Consider the following 16,183-nt stretch of genomic DNA (forward strand, 5'->3'; position numbering starts at 1 on the left):
AAAGGAGGCTGGGGTATGTTGAATCCGGTTGTGTCCGCAGGGGCTTATACGGATCATGACAAATTTATATTTGAATCATGGGGCTATTTTATTATTCCCGATGTGCTGTCGAGGGAGGAGGTCCGGCAATGCCTGGAGGCGTCGGAGAGAGTTCATAAAGCAGCCGGGACGCCTGCCTTCGGTCAGGTCGGCCGCGGGTATGAAACGGAACCGGCGCTCGAAGGACTGATGGATCATGCGGCGGTGCTGCCTAAGATCAGAGGCCTATACGGCGACAAGTTTATCGTCCAATCCGGCTGGAACACGAGGCAGCCGGCAAGAGGCGTCATGGGAGGCTGGCATCAGGACGGATCGGGCGCCTACAACTTTAATCAGTTAAGCCATCCCATTCCGCTGCTGCAGCTGCGAGCCTCATTCCTGTTGACCGATCAGACGAAACCGGGAATGGGAAATATGGAGCTGGTTCCGGGCAGCCACCGGAGCGCCGTGCCGCTTCCCGCATCGATCCGCGAGCAGAAGGGGGATACGCCGATCGGCCATGTCATTTGTGCGACGGCCGGTTCCGTGCTTGTATTTCATAACGCCGTCTGGCACCGGACCTACGAGCACAATGAGGATTACGACCGTTATACCATGCATTACATCTATTCGCCGCCATGGGTGAAGCCGTCCGACCGCATGGAGAACAACAGCGAATTCATGGCAAGAACAACGCCAATGCGCCGCGCCTTAATGGGGGATTACACAAGGCCTGACGCGCCATTCGGCGGAGGATACGCCGCACTGCCGTTTCATAGTCCGGATAAGGAGGGATGACAAATGCTTAATGTCGCAATGATCAGCAAGTGGCATGTTCATGCCGAAGGTTATGCCAAACATCTGCAATCTCATGGAAGCGTCACCATTACGTCGGTATGGGATGAGAACAAGGACAGGGGACGCGCGTGGGCAGGGGAGCTGGGAGCTGATTTCGAGCCGGATCTGGATAGGCTGCTGCGCAGAGATGATGTGGATGCCGTCGTCATCGATTCCCCTACCAGCATGCATGCCGAAGTGATGATTGCCGCCGCCCATGCGGGAAAGCATATCTTCACGGAGAAATCGATGGCATTGACCGTTGCGGAGTGCGATAAAATTTCTGCCGCGGTACAGCGGGCGGGCGTCAAATTCTGTATCTCGTTTCCCGCCCGTACAAGGCCGCATCATTTGTTCGCCAAGCAGCTCGTGGACGATGGCTTGCTTGGCGCTGTCACACTCCTGCGCATCCGCAACGGTCACGACGGAGCGTTAAATAATTGGCTGCCCGAATACTGGTACGACGAGAAGCAGGCAGGCGGGGGAGCCATGATGGATCTCGGCTGCCATCCGATGTATCTGGCAAGCTGGCTTCTGGGCAGACCGAAACGCATTACCTCCATGTTTAATTATTTCACAGGACGCGCCGTTGAAGATAATGCCCAATGCTCGGTTGAATTTATGAACAATGCGGTTGCGCTGCTGGAGACAAGTCTTGTCACCTACCAGACGCCGGCTGCATTCGAGCTGTACGGTACCGAAGGGACCTTGATCATCTCCGGCGATCATGTCAGATTCGCCTCCAAGCATACGGATTCTCCGCTGCAGGGATGGGTTTCCCCTCGCAAGCTTCCAGCGGAGCAGCCGCTTCCGCTGATTCAGTGGGTGGACGGGATTCTCCAGGATAAACCGATGCCGTTCGGGCTGGAGGATGGAACGAAGCTTACGGAGCTACTGGAAACGGCTTATATCGCTCACCGCGAGAAAAGAACGGTGGAATTCAAGCAGCCGGGAGGGATCTGACCGGATGCGGACTGTTAAAGTAGGAATAATTGGAGTCGGAATGATCGCCAATGGCAAGCATATGCCAAGCCTGGCCAAGGTAGACAATGTGGAAATGGTCGCGTTCTGTGATCTGATCGAGGAAAGAGCCCGCGCAGGCGCGGAGAAGTACGGCATTCCCGGAGCGAAGGTGTTTACCGATTACAAAGAGCTGCTCGCGATGGAAGATATTGAAGTGGTCCATGTGCTGACGCCTAATATTTCGCATGCCGTCATCTCAATCGATGCGCTGGAGGCGGGGAAGCATGTCATGTGCGAGAAACCGATGGCGAAGACCGGCGCCGAAGCGAAAGCGATGTACGAGGCTCATTTGCGTACCGGGAAAAAGCTGACGGTCGGATATCAGAACCGTAGCAAGGCGCGGTCGCAGCTGCTCAAGAAAATGATTGAAAACGATGAGCTCGGCGAAATCTATTACGCCAAAGCGGTTGCCACCAGACGCAGAGGCGTTCCCACCTGGGGTGTCTTTCTGGATAAGGAGAAACAGGGCGGGGGTCCAATGATCGACATCGGAACCCATTCGCTCGATCTTATCCTCTGGCTGATGAACAACTATGAACCGCAGAGCGTGGTCGGAAGCGTGTTCCATAAATTAAAGGATACAGAAAACGCAGCCAACGAATGGGGCTCCTGGGATCCGCAGCAGTTTGAAGTGGAGGATTCGGCCTTTGGTTATGTCAAATTCAAAAATGGCGCGGTGGTTGCGATTGAGAGCAGCTGGGCACTGAACATTGCCAAGTCAGACGGCTCGTATTTATGCGGCACCAAGGGCGGCGCTGATTTTAATGACGGCCTTCGCATTAACGGCGAGAGGGACGGCAGCTTATATTTGAATGTCATAGACGTTGATCCGAACGTAAGAGAACATTTCAGAGGAGAGAAACTGACTGATTTCGAGTATGAAGCCAGGCAGTGGATCAGCAGTATCGTAAATGATACAGAGCCGCTCGTAAAGCCGGAAGAGGCGATGGTTGTGTCAGCCATACTGGAAGCCGTATATATTTCCGCCGAAACCGGGAAGCCCGTCTATTTTGATTGAAAACGCATAAAATCTGGTATGGGTCAGACGCTTCCTGCGTCTGCTCATACCTTTCTTTGATTGGACGCAGCCAGGCGCATGTCCAAAAATCAGAAGAATTCGGAGGGAATCGGGATGAATGAAAAAGAAAAATATTTATTTGACGTACAGGGATACATCGTGGTCAAGAATGTTTTGACCAAGGAGCAGCTTGCTTCGTTAAACAGCGCCATCGATGCGAATATGGAACAGGGTAAGGAGCGGCTGAAAAACTTTATGCTCTGGGAAGAGAGCGATTTTCGCGATCTGATAGATGATCCCAAAATCGTGCCATATCTAACGGAGCTGCTGAAGCAGGAATACCGGTTGGATCACGAGTATACCCTTATTCAACGGAAAGGCCATCCCCCTCTAGGACTTCACGGAGGAGGAGCCCCGTACGATCCGGGGCAGTTTTATGTTTTTAAAGACGGGGAAATGTTCAACGGCCTGACTGTCGTATCTTACGCCTTGACAGATATCGGGCCGGATGACGGCGGATTCTGCTGTATCCCCGGAAGTCATAAAGCCAATTATCGCGTGCCGGATTCGTACAGGGACTATTCGGATATCGGAGCCACCGTACATATTGAGCAGAAGGCGGGGGATGTACTGATATTCACGGAGGCGCTGACTCATGGAACCTTCCCCTGGCAGGGCTCGCATGAACGCCGATCCGTATTATATAAATATGCCCCTGCCATGATTTCGTGGAGAGCTTTCGAAAGACCGCAGGAGCTGCTCGATTTGCTGACCGATGAGCAAAAAGTTATCGTTCAAACACCTTCCAACATATTTTTCAGATACCACGGGGGAGAGAAAAGAAAGAAGTGAAAACATGAATGTCTGTGCAAGTCTTATTATAGTAAGACATAGAGGAACCGCCAATTCAATTTGGCGGTTTTTTTAACCTTATAGAATATATAAGTTTCACATTTATCCATTTCTATAAGGTCTGAGGGAAGAAACTTGCTGCGCCGCCTAAGGACGGCGACTACCGTTTCATCTTGGTCAGTGTTTCTCTATCGTTCATTTTATGAAACTATTGCACCTTAATGTAACTACTTTTCAAATGTTCCATAATCCACTACTCTTGTTGCAGGGGGATACATTAAATTGAAGCCTCAATAAAATGGAGCAAGCAGCGGATTGGAGGCGATACATATGAAAAGACCTTTTGAAGTGGATTCGTCGGAATATCCGTTCAAGGACCATTGGCTGCCTTACCGTGACGGACACATTCATTACATTGACGAAGGACAGGGGCCGGTAGTACTTCTCCTTCACGGAAACCCCACATGGTCTTATCTCTATCGGAATGTCATTAAGGAGCTCAGCAGTGAATGTCGCCTGATCGCTCCGGATTACCCCGGAATGGGTATGTCCAAAGCACCCTCGCGGTACGGCTTCACGCCGCAGGAGCAATCCGATGCGGTCATGGAGCTAATCCGGTTCATGGATCTCAAAAATATGATTCTGGTGGTCCAGGACTGGGGAGGACCGATCGGATTGAATTATGCCGTTCGGAACCGGGACAATCTGCGGGGCATCGTCGTCATGAATACCTGGGCCTGGCCTGCGGCGCTGCCTGCGATGAAGATTTTCTCATTGGCGATGGGAGGATGGCCCATTGGATACTGGCTGCAGACAAGGCGGAACTTCTTCGCCAAAAGGATTGTTCCGCACGGGATTTTTCATTCGGAAAAAATCACGGAAAGCTTGAGAAAAGCCTATACCGACCCGTTTCCGACTCCGGAATCAAGGAAGCCGACATGGGTTTTCCCAAGGCAGATACGAAAAGCGCGATCGTGGCTTGCGGAAATCGAATCGGGACTGTCAGTGCTATCTGATTTACCGGCACAAATTCTCTGGGGCACGAAGGACAGCGCCGGCTTTCCGCCCGAAGAAATGGAAAAATGGCAAGGATATCTTAATTTGAGCATAACCGAATCCCTGCATGATGCCTCTCACTATGTGCAGGAGGACCGGCCGGATCGGGTTGCGGCTTCGATTCGAAGTGTCCTTGAGAGAACGTCTCCGGAATTGATAAATGTGTAATTTTGTAAACTATCATTGTTATGAATGAAAATGGAGGAATTAACTATGAAAACAATTCTTTGGGCAGCATTGTCTGCCAATGGAAACTACGCCCAGTCCAGTGCCGAACATCCGCCAAAAAAAGAAGCATTCGACGATTTTGCGGCCCAAGCGATAGCTGCCGGTAATTTCATCGTCGGACGCCGAACGTTCGAGGCCATGCGTGGAAACGGCGGTGGAGGGGGTGGTCCTTTTGCCGATATCGATATCGTGGTGGTTTCAACAAGCATGAATGAATTGCCCGGTGTCAAGGTTGTAGGGTCCCCGCAGGAAGCACTCGATTACCTGCAGGAGAAGGGCTACCAAACAGCGCTCCTTGCGGGCGGCGCGGATCTGCACAATGCATTTTTAGGTCAAGGGCTTATTGGGGAGATCATATTCAATTTTGCGCCTGTGCTTGAGGGAAAGGGGCTCAACCTCTTGATAGACCAACACCACTATCAGTACAAGGATGTGGAGCTGCTGGACTTCAAGCCGCTTGGCAATGGCGTTGTTCAACTGCGCTACGCCGTTGGCGTTTAATTAAGAATGACAAACTCAAACAATTCGCAACAGGAAAGGGCGCTTGCAGCGATGCGGTGCCTTTTTACTTTTAATAGAAGCAAATCAAAATAATTAATCTCCAAATCAGGGGGCTTGATTGACATAGAACATATGTTCTTGATATCATTAGGCAAACGTAATATGTTCTAAACTCGAATACATAAGTGTGCGCCCATGAAGGTGACCGGATCAGAAATAAAAATAATAGGAGTGAGAGAAATGTCGGAGAAATTGAATCCATCACTCGTCCGGATAGAGCCTTGGGCCGATTCCAATCTGGATTTGCTGCGTCTTATTAATGCTCCGGAGATGATGGAGCATCTTGGAGGTCCGGAAACCGGCGAACAGATCCTTTCCCGGCACAAGCGGTATCTTGAAATTGGCGGACGAGGGACAGGCCGGATGTTCAGCATTGTATTGCTTCCAGAACTTGAAGCTGTCGGCAGTGTCGGGTACTGGGACAGCAAGTGGGAGGAAGAGCGCGTCTACGAAATCGGCTGGAGCATACTGCCGCCTTATCAAGGCAGAGGCATAGCGACCGCAGGTGTCAGAGAAGCTATTACAAGTGCCCACAGGGAACATAAGCATAGGTATATTCATGCGTTCCCGTCTGTCAATAATCCGGCGTCGAACGCAGTATGCCGGAAGCTCGGCTTTTCGTTGATGCATCAGTGCGAATTTGAATACCCGCCAGGGAAAATCATGCAGTGCAACAACTGGCGGCTGGATATCGATGGGGCAATGGAAAATGGAGAGTAGATGTGCTAAACAAATTTGCGGATGGGTCAGCCATTGAACCGCTTCTTCCATCTCGCTGAAATTTACAAGCTCATACGGAAGCTCTCCCAGACCATCTATTGTTCGATCCAGACTCAGCCTGGCAATCATGCTTTTAGGCAAAAGCATTGCGAGATATCGAAGTCCAACCCCATAAGCGCGGGCCACGAATTGCTGCGCGACACACTCCTGATCCTCCGCTTTAATGGCAGAGCCTTTACGGGAATCCATCAATAATTTGCCGCTTTTCTTTTGCTCCTCCAGGAAACCTGTCCATGGGCAGAATCGTAATAGATCATCTGCAGCAACTCCATTTTCAATTTATGCTGAGCTCGTTTTTTATATAATCCTTCAAATGATTTTGGACCGTTGTAATATGAAAACGGTCGTTAAATAATTTGTTCAGAAGAATGCCGCCTTCAATAGTACTCATGATAAGAGTTGCCGTTTTTTGAGGGTCTATATCAGGGCGTAATTCCTTGTTCGCAATTCCGTCCGTGATTTCGTCCCTGAGGAAATGGATTAAATGCTGCATGGCGCCTTGCGCTCTTTCCAGAAGTTTTGCGGATTGTCCGTCATCGGCTTCAATGCTTGCATTCATAATGGGACAACCCCCTGGTATCGTAGGGTTCTCTCCAAATGTAGAATAAACTTCAATAAAGGCGATGATACGGTCCGTCCCTGATGTCTTCAAATGGAGCGCATCTTCAATATATTGTTGAATCACGCTGCAGCATTGATCAAAGGCAAGCAAAGCCAATTCCTCTTTGTCTTTAAAGTGGTTATAAATTCCGCCTTTCTGCATTCCGGTTGCTTCCACAATTTCAGAAAGCGGAGTAGCCAGGAAACCATGCTGGTTCATCAGCATGGCGGATTGTTCTATAATATGTTTTTTTGATTTTTCACCTTTTTTAATCGTAAACACCTCCTGTTTGAAGCTGGTTGCCACATAAAAGACAGACCGTTCATTATATTATAACTATAAACAATTATTAGTCAAGATATACGCCGGTGATAATCCGGAGGTAGTACGCTTCAGGCGATATCCATGATTTTTGTACCGCATTTGGGAACAAATATGTGCTATAATAAGTGCGCAAAATACATGTTTGGCGCACTTTCGGTTTAAAACGATTTTATAATCGTAAGAGGGGCACAGTATGCTGTGTTTGAATGTATCGAAGCCAATAAACAGACATATACAAGCCGCCGCGGACATTCTTTATGTTGTGGACCGGTTACATGAGGGATTAAGAGGGGGATTAAATTTGCCGCGGGATTATGAGCTTGAAGAATTGTACGGGAAACAGCTTCATTGTTTTTCTATATGGATGAAGCAAGCGGGTTATACGGATACCACGCAAAAAGAGTATTTGAGAGAAGCCTGTTCTTATCTTCAATCATTAGAAGGACTTCCGGCAGAGGATGCAGGGAAAATGAACGTTGTGGGATTTTTGGTGGCCAAACAGCGTTCGACCGGGGACCGGACACGGAACAGGACATTATCGGCTATCCGCTCCTTTTATGTGGCATTGATCGATTTCGAAATGGCTAACCGCAATCCGGCTCTTGAGGTGAAAAAATCAAAAACGGAGAAAAACAAGAAACCCGTATATCTCGAAGAAGAAGAGCTTGTCGAGACACTCCGGTATATTGATGGGCGGTACCGAAGCAGGAATATCGCGGTTTTTTTGCTTATGGGCTATTGCGGACTTCGGGTTGGCGAGGTACATCGGCTGAATCTCAAGGATTTCAAGAAAGGGAAGGAGTCCATCGAAGTATTCGGAAAAGGGCGTAAATGGAACGAAATCCCAGTACCTGCTGTTTTGCTGTCGTATCTGATCGAGGTAGAAGCACAAAGAATCACGCCTTTCAGTGCGAAGGAGGATGCTTTTTTTGTTTCACAAAAGGGGAAGAGGCTTTCCATACGGCAGATCCAGAAAATTGTTGGGCAAACCTTCTCGGCCTTTAAAGAGAAGAACCCCAAAGTCACGGATATGAAACTCTCATGCCACAAATTAAGGCACAGTTTTGCCACGATGCTCCTGAGAAATGGGATCGATATCAGGGTTGTCAAAGAGTTATTGGGACACTCATCCATTGAAACGACAATGATCTACACGCATGTGAATGATGAACAAAAGAAACAGGCGATGTCGATGGTGAACATTCCGCTGCATGCGATGGGATAGCCGGTTTAAGTGTCCCGCCGGTCAAGAGCGGCAGCCAGACTCCGCTCTTAAGACCTTATATCTTCTGGTACTGCAACCCAACAACGCCATTCTTATATACTTTAGTGCTGCTCAGGTGCAGGGAGAACTTTGTTCCAGCATCCGTGAACAGCCTTTCGCCTTGAGCAGCGACTACGGGATGTACGAATAACAACAGTTCATCAAAAAGATCGTGATGTAAAAATAACTGCCAGGTTTTCACTCCGCTTTCAACGGAGATGTTCTTGCCGTCACTGTTTTTGAGCTTTTCAATTTCATGAACAAAGCTTTCATCAAGGATTAATTGCTGTGAATTATTCCAAGCCAGAATATCCATTTTTGAACGTGAAATAACAATCTTCTTCATTTCGTTTATTCTTTTGGCAACTGACCGCTCAAGCGCGGAATCAGATGATTTTTCCGCATCCTGCCAATATTCGGCCATCGAGAGGTAAGTATTGCCTCCCATCACGATGGTATCCACATTATTATAGGACTCAAGCGCATCTGCGGCAATTTCATCACTGAATGTCATCCATTCATTGACATCCGAAACAACGCCATCAAGTGATATTTGCATGTACAAAATGATTTTCCTCATTTGCCAGGCCCCTTCTCACAGAAATTCGGATTAATTGTTGATAGCGGCTCTTTCTTATATCTTAGCAAATATACCTATTGATCATTTCTTATCAATTGCTCTCTTTTGCCGGTTGGATTTCTCATAGTATGATATAATTTTTTTGAGCTTGTTATTGTGTATTGTAAGCGCTTATATTGATCATATTCAAGTACAAATAGGAGGTTGAAAGATGCCAATGCCGACCCCGAGGAAAGTTGTTGATTTATCCCAACCAGTCTATCACAACTGTCCAGGCTGGCCGACTTACCGAATGGTGGAGGTCCGTTACGAAGCGCTTTGTCCCAATGATGGCTTTACAGCCGAAAGGCTGGATATGAATGTGCATACCGCTACGCATCTTGATGTACCGTTTCATTTCTACCCGCAAGGAAAGACGATTGAACAGTTTCCGGTCGAACAGTTCCAGGGTGAAGCGGTACCGATTAACCTGTTCGGCATTGAAGCCGATTCGCCAATCGGCAGCAGTCATCTTGAGCTCTATAGCGACCGCATCCGCGAAGGCGATATTGTTCTTCTCTGCACGGGTTGGGGGTTAAAGCGCGGATATAACGAAGATTATTACCATCGGTGGCCTTATCTTAGCGGTGAGGGAGCCGAATGGCTCGTATCTCGCGGCGTCAAGGGAGTCGGTATTGACGGTCTCAGCATCGGTGGCTGGGGAGAAGGTAAGGGGCGGCCTGCGCATGAGGTATTGCTGTCAAATGAAATTTGGCCGCTTGAGGAGCTGTACCTGACTGAGGAGCTTCTAACCGAGGAACGCTGGTATTTATGCGCGTTTCCTCTGAAGCTGCAGGGCTTCGGCGGAGCTCCCGTCAGAGCTGTGGCTATGGCTTTCTAAATGCCCCGATGAAACTAAAAAATCCCCTTGAGCAGGACATGCTGACAGCAGCGGCATGCATCACTTAAGGGGATTTCTCTTTCATTTTGCCTCAACGATCAGAACCTTAAAGCAGCGATTCCCAGGTACTCCTTTAATGCGACGCCGGTATTGGAGAGACCTCCCGATGATGGCGTCAGCTTATTCGCATAGATGGCCGCCTCCTGCGCGGTCCAGTAATCAACAGGATAAGCGATGACGTCAATGGAGGATTTTTTGAAATTCAAGACAGATCGTTCCATATGAAAAGCGGAGGTAACGAGAATCGGATTCTCAAAATGCTGCTCATCGAGAATCAGTTTGACATTTGCGGCATTTTGTTCGGTATTTAACGAAAGATTGTCGATGAAGATTTGGTTGGCGGGTATGTTTAGCCCGATGAGCTGGCGTTTGGCGATATCCGCTTCATTGCCGCTATCCTCGAATACCTGGCCACCGGAGAAAACGATGGGAAGTCCGGTTTCGTTATGCAGTCTTGCTGCGGTCAGCAATCGGTTGGCAGCCGAACCGGACAAGTTCCCCTGGCCGTCGATATCCGGCGTGTCCCTTGTCGCCCCTCCGCCGAGTACGACAATAACGTCGCCTTGCAGCCGGTCGGGAGGCGAATAACGATTCTCCAGCGAACGGATTAAGGCTTCACCAATAAGGCCCGTCGAGAGCAGATACAATAAAAGTGTAGTGGAAAGCAGCATGATTGCGGACTTTCGGTCCCGCCTCCAAATCCGGAAGCAGAGAAGCAGCAGAACGACAATAAATAAACCGGGCGGAAGGACAAAACTGTACAGAAATTTAATGATATAAAGCAAAGCGGCAGCCACCTTCGAAATAAATCTGAACATCCGTCCACTTATTGTAACACGGCTGCAATCTGTCAGGCTATTCAGCAGCCAAAAGACTTCTCCATACCATGGCCTGCATCGGCCATCCCACCCGAACCTGTCCGTCAAAAGAGAAAGCGTGCATGTCCTTTGTGGATATAGTCATAAAAGCCCTCCAGCCGAAGCAATTCCTTTTTCACCTGCAGACCGCCCCTGAATCCCGTGAGCGCGGCATTTTTGCCGATGACACGATGGCATGGAATGACGATGGGTATGGGATTGGCACCGTTCGCGGCTCCCACCGCACGTACTGCTTTAGGACTGCTGACAGTCTCGGCGATATCGGAATAGCTCCGGATTTGGCCGTAAGGGATTTGGGTTAACGCCCGCCAGACGGAGACCTGGAATGCAGTACCGCGCAGGTCGAAGGGGAGCGTAAATAGTTGCCGGCTCCCTTCGAGATATTCCTGCAGCTGGCGGACGTACCCGGATACCCGTTCGGAATCTTCGACCAGCACAGCTTCCGGTATTTTTTTATCCACCCATGCTCTTAGTGTATCGAATGACTCGTTCGGCAGGGTAATCAGGCATAAGCCTTGGCTCGTCGCCGCCAGATAGAGCGGACGGTCTTGGAAAATAGGATGTACAAGAGTTCCCCAGTATACTTCGGTTGCTGTTCTGCCCATGATTATAGTATCCTCCTGTGAGTTATAAGCAATCATCAAGCTTATGATAATACAGCCGAAATAAGATAGCAAAATTCGATAGCGATGCAGGGACCGAACCCCCGCCGGCCGAGAAGTTTAATGAAAATTTTAAGTTTAACCCCATATCTTTTTTAATAATTTTCTTTATCCTGAAGTGGATGATGGGTTAGGAGGAAACAAATGATGAAGAAATGGATTTTTGGGCTTATTATACTCTTGCTGCTGGACTTTGGATTTGCCCAGCACAAACTGAAGGTTATTGACAAGAAGTCAATGGAAGAGGACCATCAAGCTCCGGTGGTGACTCCTGTCAGCAATATGCTTGCCATTCAAGTTACAAAGGATCAGATTCACAAAGGCAATTTGCTGCTTGTCAATAAGGACCATCCTGTACCGTCCGGAGATGAAGCAGCCGAAGCGGTCAATCTGTCACAGCATGAGGAGCTGTTGAACGGATTCGGTTTGCTGGATAACACCATTAAGCTGTCGCCAAGCCTGGCGCAAAAATTTACAACCATGGTGGAGTTCGCCGAAAATGATGGGGTCAACCATTTTTTAATCAGCAGCGGTTACCGGGACGAAAAAAGACAAGAAGAGCTCTATCAACAAATGGGTGCCGACTATGCCCTTCCGGCAGGCTACAGCGAACATAACCTGGGTTTATCGCTTGATATCGGATCTACGCAGGCGGAGATGAATTCGGCCCCTGAAGGGTTGTGGTTGAAAGAAAACGCATGGAAATACGGTTTTGTCCTGCGTTATCCGCAGGATAAAACGGCAATCACGGGCATTCTGTACGAGCCCTGGCATTTTCGCTATGTTGGACTGCCGCACAGCTCCATCATGAAGGAAAAGAATTTTGTCCTGGAAGAATATTTGGACTACTTGAAAGAACAGAAGACTATCACGACGACGATCGATCATCAAAGCTATCAAATTTCTTACTATCCTGTCTCCGGCAGCACAACCATTCCTATTCCGGCGAATGAGCGCTATGAGATTTCAGGCGACAATATGGATGGTGTCATTGTGACCTTGTATTCCTGACGGGGTCAAAATTCCGTGAGAAGGGGAGGATGGGAAATGCAACAAAAGAGAACGTTGAACGATGTTTTCACACTGGGACTGCTTGCCGTGTATATGTATGCATTACTCAAAATTATTTTGTTCAAGTTTCGCGCGATTGACATGACATTTCTCTGGCAGCAGCTCAAGACGAGTCTGAAAAATCCTGATCTGATCAACAGGAGATTGCACGAAGGCAATCTGATTCCATTTCATGAAATATCCCGGACGATCTATGTATTATCCGATCACGATCTGATCAACCTGGTCGGGAATATCGTCATATTCATGCCGTTCGGTGTCTTTCTTGGCATACTGTCAAACAAAAAACTTTCGCTTACAGGCGCATTCCTGCTTGCTCTAGGCTTAAGCCTTTGCCTGGAAAGCGCGCAGGTCCTATTCGCTATTGGAAGCTTTGATGTCGATGATCTCATCCTCAATTCCAGCGGAGGCTTGCTTGGCTGCATGGCCTTCAAATTATGCGCCAAGCTTGTGACAGCTGCGTCAAGTGTCATCCGGCCTGGAGATAGACCCATTTAGCCCACGCAGGAGTCAAGGCTCTAACATTGTATCCTTTAAGGGGACTTTTGCTTTTTTCAAGCAGAAGTCCCTTGAGGCGTTTTCACAAAAGGGCTCTATTCATAGAGGAAGCAAGCCGCGTCAGGAATAAATCTGCTACAATAATAGCCATACTATGTTTACAGAGGTGGAAAGAATGAAGTCGATCACAATACTGATAGCTGATGATGAGCCGGAGATCGCCGATCTGATTGAGCTGCATTTGGGAAAAGAGGGTTACCGCTGCATTAAAGTATTTGACGGACAGGAAGCGATTACCGCGATTCAATCGCATTCCATTGATTTGGCTATTTTAGATATCATGATGCCTAAGCTGGATGGTTATGAAGTAACGAGACAAATCAGGGAGCAGCACAATCTGCCTATTATTTTTTTAAGCGCCAAAGCGAGCGATCTAGATAAGATTGCGGGGCTGGTAAGAGGAGCAGATGATTATGTGACCAAGCCGTTCAATCCGATGGAACTGGTTGCCCGTGTGAATGCCCAGCTCCGGCGGTTCATGCAGTTCAATCACGCAGCACAATCGAATAAAGTTGTTTTGGAGCTGGGCGGGCTGACCATCCACCCGGAGGAACGCACCGTATTCCTCTATGGCAAGCCTGTCGAACTGACTCCCAAAGAGTTTGATATTTTGCATCTGCTGGCCAGCTACCCCAAGAAGGTGTACAGCTCGGAAAATATCTTTGAACAGGTGTGGGGCGAAACTTACTATGAAGGCAGCAATACAGTCATGGTACATATTCGTACCCTGCGCAAAAAGCTTGGAGAAGACACGCACAAAAACAAACTGATCAAAACCGTTTGGGGGGTGGGATATACATTCAATGGCTAACATGATCCGAAGCTTCCGGTTTAAAATGATCCAGTTGTTCGGGTTAAGCATGATCCTTTCCGCTGCGATTACTTATGCTCTCTACAGAGCGCTCCAGCTCTATTATTATACGACGAAGATCGAGAATCCCTTGACTAAAGTCCGGTACTTCATGAGAGAGATGGGAGATATAAACTTTTTTCTGATCGTATTTATTCCTCTCTCCATATATTTTTTCTTTCTACTCACCAAACGCTATGCGGCCTATTTTCACGAAATATCAAGCGGAATTAATCTGCTTGCAAGCGGAGACTTCAACAATCGTATCCATATTCAGTCGAAAGATGAATTCGGGGATATAGCCCGGGACATCAATCTGGCAAGCGAAAAATTGCAGCAGGCCTTGGAGAGAGGCGATTTTGCGGAAAACAGCAAGGAGCAGCTCGTCTTGAATTTGGCTCATGATTTGCGTACGCCGCTGACTTCTGTTTTAGGTTATCTGGATTTCATTCTTCAGGATGATCAATTGACTTCCGAGCAAATGAAACACTACACAAGCATAGCTTTTAACAAGTCCCAACGTTTGGAGAAACTGATCGACGAATTATTTGAAATCACCCGAATGAATTACGGCAAGCTGGTAATTGATAAAAAGCCAATCGATCTGAGCGAGCTTATCATTCAATTAAATGAGGAGTTATACCCTGTTTTTGAGAAAAATAATCTCACCACCCGATTGAATGTGACTCCGCATTTGACTGTTTTGGGGGATGGGGAGCTGCTTGCCCGCGTATTCGAGAATCTTCTGACCAATGCCATCCGTTATGGAAAGGATGGCCAATTTATCGATATTCATTGCAATCTTGAGGCAGAGGATGTAGTGGTACAAGTGGCTAATTATGGCGATTCCATTCCTCCGGAAGAACTGCCTCATATCTTCGATATGTTTTTTACCGGCGATGAAGCGCGGACTCACCATGAAGGAAGCACAGGCCTTGGCTTGTTCATTGCAAAGAATATCGTGACGCAGCATCAAGGCATCATTTCGGCTCAAAGCAGCTTGATCCGCACCTGTTTTGAAGTCCGTCTGCCGCAGCACAAAACAACTAAAATCACCGATTAGTTACCATGCCAACCATTTTATGAAAATTTAAACTTTACCCCACTTCTTTCTTTAACAGTCTGCCCTATTCTTAAACGTATGAAGGGCAGGAGGACAAGAAAATGATGAAGTGGGGTTTTTGGCATGATTTCAATATGAACAAAATGGCGAGATGGCTTCGCAGGGATGCGATGTCGGCATGGCTGTTTCTCGCACCGAGCGGTGTCGGCTTTGCGCTGTTCTATCTGATTCCGTTTGCCATGGGCGTGTTCTATTCTTTCATGGACAGTACGGTAGACGGTCATTATGCGGGTTTGGACAATTACCGTGAGCTGCTGGCGAGCGATTCCTTCCGGAAGGCGGCATCCAATTCGTTTTATTTTAGCGCGGTCAGCGTTCCGCTTATTCTTGCGCTGTCGCTGGGGCTCGCGATGCTGCTCAACCAAAATATATATCTGCGAAAATGGCTGCGGACAGCCTATGTGCTGCCGCTTGTCGTTCCGGTCGCCTCGATCATTCTGGTCTGGCAGATGCTGCTGGACTGGAACGGCTCCCTGAACGCCTGGCTGAGCTATTTTGGTTTTCAGCGTGTGGATTGGATGAAGACCGATGCGGCCCGAAATGTCGTCATAGCCGTTTATTTATGGAAAAACATCGGCTATAACGTGATTTTATTCCTGGCGGGACTGCAGCAGATTCCGAAGGATTATTACGAAACCGCCCAAATTGAAGGGGCAGGCCGTATAAGGCAGTTTGGCAGTATCACGCTTGTCTATCTGACATCCACGATGTTCTTTGTGATTATCATGTCAATCATGAACTCGTTCAAAGTATTCCGGGAAACGTATTTGATCGCCGGGGATTACCCGCAGGACAGCATATACATGCTCCAGCACTATATGAACAACATGTTCATGTCACTGGACATTCAGAAGCTGACTGCGGCGGCGACTCTGATGGTCGGCTGCATCCTGCTGATCGTCATGGTCCTGTTTGCAATCGAGCGCCGTTACCGGCAGTTCATGGAATAGAAGGGAGGA

18 protein-coding genes are annotated in these 16,183 nt (G+C 48.3%); 14 read left to right on the plus strand and 4 right to left on the minus strand.

The features are described 5' to 3' along the window. Positions 1-15: 15 nt before the first annotated feature. The 7 genes from AC0YOB_RS05560 to AC0YOB_RS05590 all read left to right on the plus strand — a co-directional run bounded on the left by AC0YOB_RS05560 (position 16) and on the right by AC0YOB_RS05590 (position 6,313). Positions 16-816 (plus strand): phytanoyl-CoA dioxygenase family protein, encoded by an 801-nt coding sequence (locus tag AC0YOB_RS05560; protein WP_475791919.1) that lies wholly within the window; start codon positions 16-18, stop codon positions 814-816. A 3-nt stretch (positions 817-819) separates the two neighbouring features. After that, positions 820-1,818 (plus strand): Gfo/Idh/MocA family protein, encoded by a 999-nt coding sequence (locus AC0YOB_RS05565; RefSeq protein WP_475791920.1) that lies wholly within the window; start codon positions 820-822, stop codon positions 1,816-1,818. Positions 1,819-1,822: 4 nt separating this feature from the next. After that, positions 1,823-2,896 (plus strand): Gfo/Idh/MocA family protein, encoded by a 1,074-nt coding sequence (locus AC0YOB_RS05570; protein WP_475791921.1) that lies wholly within the window; start codon positions 1,823-1,825, stop codon positions 2,894-2,896. 114 nt (positions 2,897-3,010) lie between these two features. Continuing rightward, positions 3,011-3,748, plus strand: a complete 738-nt coding sequence (locus tag AC0YOB_RS05575; protein WP_475791922.1) for a phytanoyl-CoA dioxygenase family protein — start codon at positions 3,011-3,013, stop codon at positions 3,746-3,748. 330 nt (positions 3,749-4,078) lie between these two features. After that, positions 4,079-4,972, plus strand: coding sequence for an alpha/beta fold hydrolase (locus tag AC0YOB_RS05580; protein ID WP_475791923.1), 894 nt, complete (start codon positions 4,079-4,081; stop codon positions 4,970-4,972). 45 nt (positions 4,973-5,017) lie between these two features. After that, the gene (locus AC0YOB_RS05585; RefSeq protein ID WP_475788371.1) at positions 5,018-5,533 is read left to right on the plus strand and encodes a dihydrofolate reductase family protein; all 516 of its coding nucleotides are present in this window, start codon (positions 5,018-5,020) and stop codon (positions 5,531-5,533) included. Positions 5,534-5,773: 240 nt separating this feature from the next. Beyond that, positions 5,774-6,313, plus strand: coding sequence for a GNAT family N-acetyltransferase (locus AC0YOB_RS05590; RefSeq protein WP_475791924.1), 540 nt, complete (start codon positions 5,774-5,776; stop codon positions 6,311-6,313). 334 nt (positions 6,314-6,647) lie between these two features. Here the strand turns inward: AC0YOB_RS05590 and AC0YOB_RS05595 are convergent, their stop codons facing one another. Beyond that, positions 6,648-7,280 carry a TetR/AcrR family transcriptional regulator gene (locus AC0YOB_RS05595; protein ID WP_475791925.1) on the minus strand — a complete coding sequence of 211 codons (633 nt, stop codon included), beginning with the start codon at positions 7,278-7,280 and terminating at the stop codon, positions 6,648-6,650. Between the two features lie 382 nt (positions 7,281-7,662). Here AC0YOB_RS05595 and AC0YOB_RS05600 point away from each other — a divergent pair, with 382 nt between their 5' ends. Beyond that, on the plus strand, positions 7,663-8,523 hold the full coding sequence (locus tag AC0YOB_RS05600) for a tyrosine-type recombinase/integrase (RefSeq protein WP_475792310.1): 861 nt from the start codon (positions 7,663-7,665) through the stop codon (positions 8,521-8,523). 55 nt (positions 8,524-8,578) lie between these two features. Here the strand turns inward: AC0YOB_RS05600 and AC0YOB_RS05605 are convergent, their stop codons facing one another. Next, the gene (locus tag AC0YOB_RS05605) at positions 8,579-9,142 is read right to left on the minus strand and encodes a dihydrofolate reductase family protein (protein WP_475791926.1); all 564 of its coding nucleotides are present in this window, start codon (positions 9,140-9,142) and stop codon (positions 8,579-8,581) included. Between the two features lie 211 nt (positions 9,143-9,353). Between AC0YOB_RS05605 and AC0YOB_RS05610 the strand changes: the two genes are divergently transcribed. Continuing rightward, positions 9,354-10,022, plus strand: coding sequence for a cyclase family protein (locus AC0YOB_RS05610; protein ID WP_475791927.1), 669 nt, complete (start codon positions 9,354-9,356; stop codon positions 10,020-10,022). A gap of 98 nt (positions 10,023-10,120) precedes the next feature. On the opposite strand, the gene AC0YOB_RS05615 is transcribed toward AC0YOB_RS05610, so the two are convergent. Next, positions 10,121-10,867: a YdcF family protein gene (locus tag AC0YOB_RS05615; RefSeq protein WP_475792311.1), complete on the minus strand. Its 747-nt coding sequence runs from the start codon at positions 10,865-10,867 to the stop codon at positions 10,121-10,123. 137 nt (positions 10,868-11,004) lie between these two features. Next, a complete protein-coding gene (locus AC0YOB_RS05620; RefSeq protein ID WP_475791928.1) occupies positions 11,005-11,565 on the minus strand; it encodes a methylated-DNA--[protein]-cysteine S-methyltransferase in 561 nt (186 codons plus the stop codon). 204 nt (positions 11,566-11,769) lie between these two features. Here AC0YOB_RS05620 and AC0YOB_RS05625 point away from each other — a divergent pair, with 204 nt between their 5' ends. From AC0YOB_RS05625 to AC0YOB_RS05645, 5 genes are all read left to right on the plus strand, one after another. Next, the gene (locus tag AC0YOB_RS05625; RefSeq protein WP_475792312.1) at positions 11,770-12,633 is read left to right on the plus strand and encodes a M15 family metallopeptidase; all 864 of its coding nucleotides are present in this window, start codon (positions 11,770-11,772) and stop codon (positions 12,631-12,633) included. A gap of 36 nt (positions 12,634-12,669) precedes the next feature. After that, positions 12,670-13,191 carry a VanZ family protein gene (locus AC0YOB_RS05630; RefSeq protein WP_475791929.1) on the plus strand — a complete coding sequence of 174 codons (522 nt, stop codon included), beginning with the start codon at positions 12,670-12,672 and terminating at the stop codon, positions 13,189-13,191. 175 nt (positions 13,192-13,366) lie between these two features. Continuing rightward, on the plus strand, positions 13,367-14,062 hold the full coding sequence (locus AC0YOB_RS05635; protein WP_475791930.1) for a response regulator transcription factor: 696 nt from the start codon (positions 13,367-13,369) through the stop codon (positions 14,060-14,062). Continuing rightward, positions 14,055-15,164 (plus strand): sensor histidine kinase, encoded by a 1,110-nt coding sequence (locus tag AC0YOB_RS05640; RefSeq protein ID WP_475791931.1) that lies wholly within the window; start codon positions 14,055-14,057, stop codon positions 15,162-15,164. The genes AC0YOB_RS05635 and AC0YOB_RS05640 overlap by 8 nt, the downstream gene beginning before the upstream one ends. Positions 15,165-15,307: 143 nt before the next feature. Next, a complete protein-coding gene (locus AC0YOB_RS05645) occupies positions 15,308-16,174 on the plus strand; it encodes a carbohydrate ABC transporter permease (protein WP_475792313.1) in 867 nt (288 codons plus the stop codon). Positions 16,175-16,183: the final 9 nt, after the last annotated feature.

Source organism: Paenibacillus sp. JT31N17 (genome assembly GCF_056269255.1).

Bases quoted from the DNA above. Each gene is read 5' to 3' on its own strand.
- AC0YOB_RS05620 (WP_475791928.1), bottom strand. From the start codon at position 11,565: ATGGGCAGAACAGCAACCGAAGTATACTGGGGAACTCTTGTACATCCT.
- AC0YOB_RS05570 (WP_475791921.1), top strand. From the start codon at position 1,823: ATGCGGACTGTTAAAGTAGGAATAATTGGAGTCGGAATGATCGCCAAT.
- AC0YOB_RS05600 (WP_475792310.1), top strand. From the start codon at position 7,663: ATGAAGCAAGCGGGTTATACGGATACCACGCAAAAAGAGTATTTGAGA.
- AC0YOB_RS05605 (WP_475791926.1), bottom strand. From the start codon at position 9,142: ATGAGGAAAATCATTTTGTACATGCAAATATCACTTGATGGCGTTGTT.
- AC0YOB_RS05625 (WP_475792312.1), top strand. From the start codon at position 11,770: ATGAAGAAATGGATTTTTGGGCTTATTATACTCTTGCTGCTGGACTTT.
- AC0YOB_RS05640 (WP_475791931.1), top strand. From the start codon at position 14,055: ATGGCTAACATGATCCGAAGCTTCCGGTTTAAAATGATCCAGTTGTTC.
- AC0YOB_RS05580 (WP_475791923.1), top strand. From the start codon at position 4,079: ATGAAAAGACCTTTTGAAGTGGATTCGTCGGAATATCCGTTCAAGGAC.
- AC0YOB_RS05645 (WP_475792313.1), top strand. From the start codon at position 15,308: ATGGCGAGATGGCTTCGCAGGGATGCGATGTCGGCATGGCTGTTTCTC.
- AC0YOB_RS05590 (WP_475791924.1), top strand. From the start codon at position 5,774: ATGTCGGAGAAATTGAATCCATCACTCGTCCGGATAGAGCCTTGGGCC.
- AC0YOB_RS05565 (WP_475791920.1), top strand. From the start codon at position 820: ATGCTTAATGTCGCAATGATCAGCAAGTGGCATGTTCATGCCGAAGGT.
- AC0YOB_RS05575 (WP_475791922.1), top strand. From the start codon at position 3,011: ATGAATGAAAAAGAAAAATATTTATTTGACGTACAGGGATACATCGTG.
- AC0YOB_RS05635 (WP_475791930.1), top strand. From the start codon at position 13,367: ATGAAGTCGATCACAATACTGATAGCTGATGATGAGCCGGAGATCGCC.
- AC0YOB_RS05610 (WP_475791927.1), top strand. From the start codon at position 9,354: ATGCCAATGCCGACCCCGAGGAAAGTTGTTGATTTATCCCAACCAGTC.
- AC0YOB_RS05560 (WP_475791919.1), top strand. From the start codon at position 16: ATGTTGAATCCGGTTGTGTCCGCAGGGGCTTATACGGATCATGACAAA.
- AC0YOB_RS05585 (WP_475788371.1), top strand. From the start codon at position 5,018: ATGAAAACAATTCTTTGGGCAGCATTGTCTGCCAATGGAAACTACGCC.
- AC0YOB_RS05630 (WP_475791929.1), top strand. From the start codon at position 12,670: ATGCAACAAAAGAGAACGTTGAACGATGTTTTCACACTGGGACTGCTT.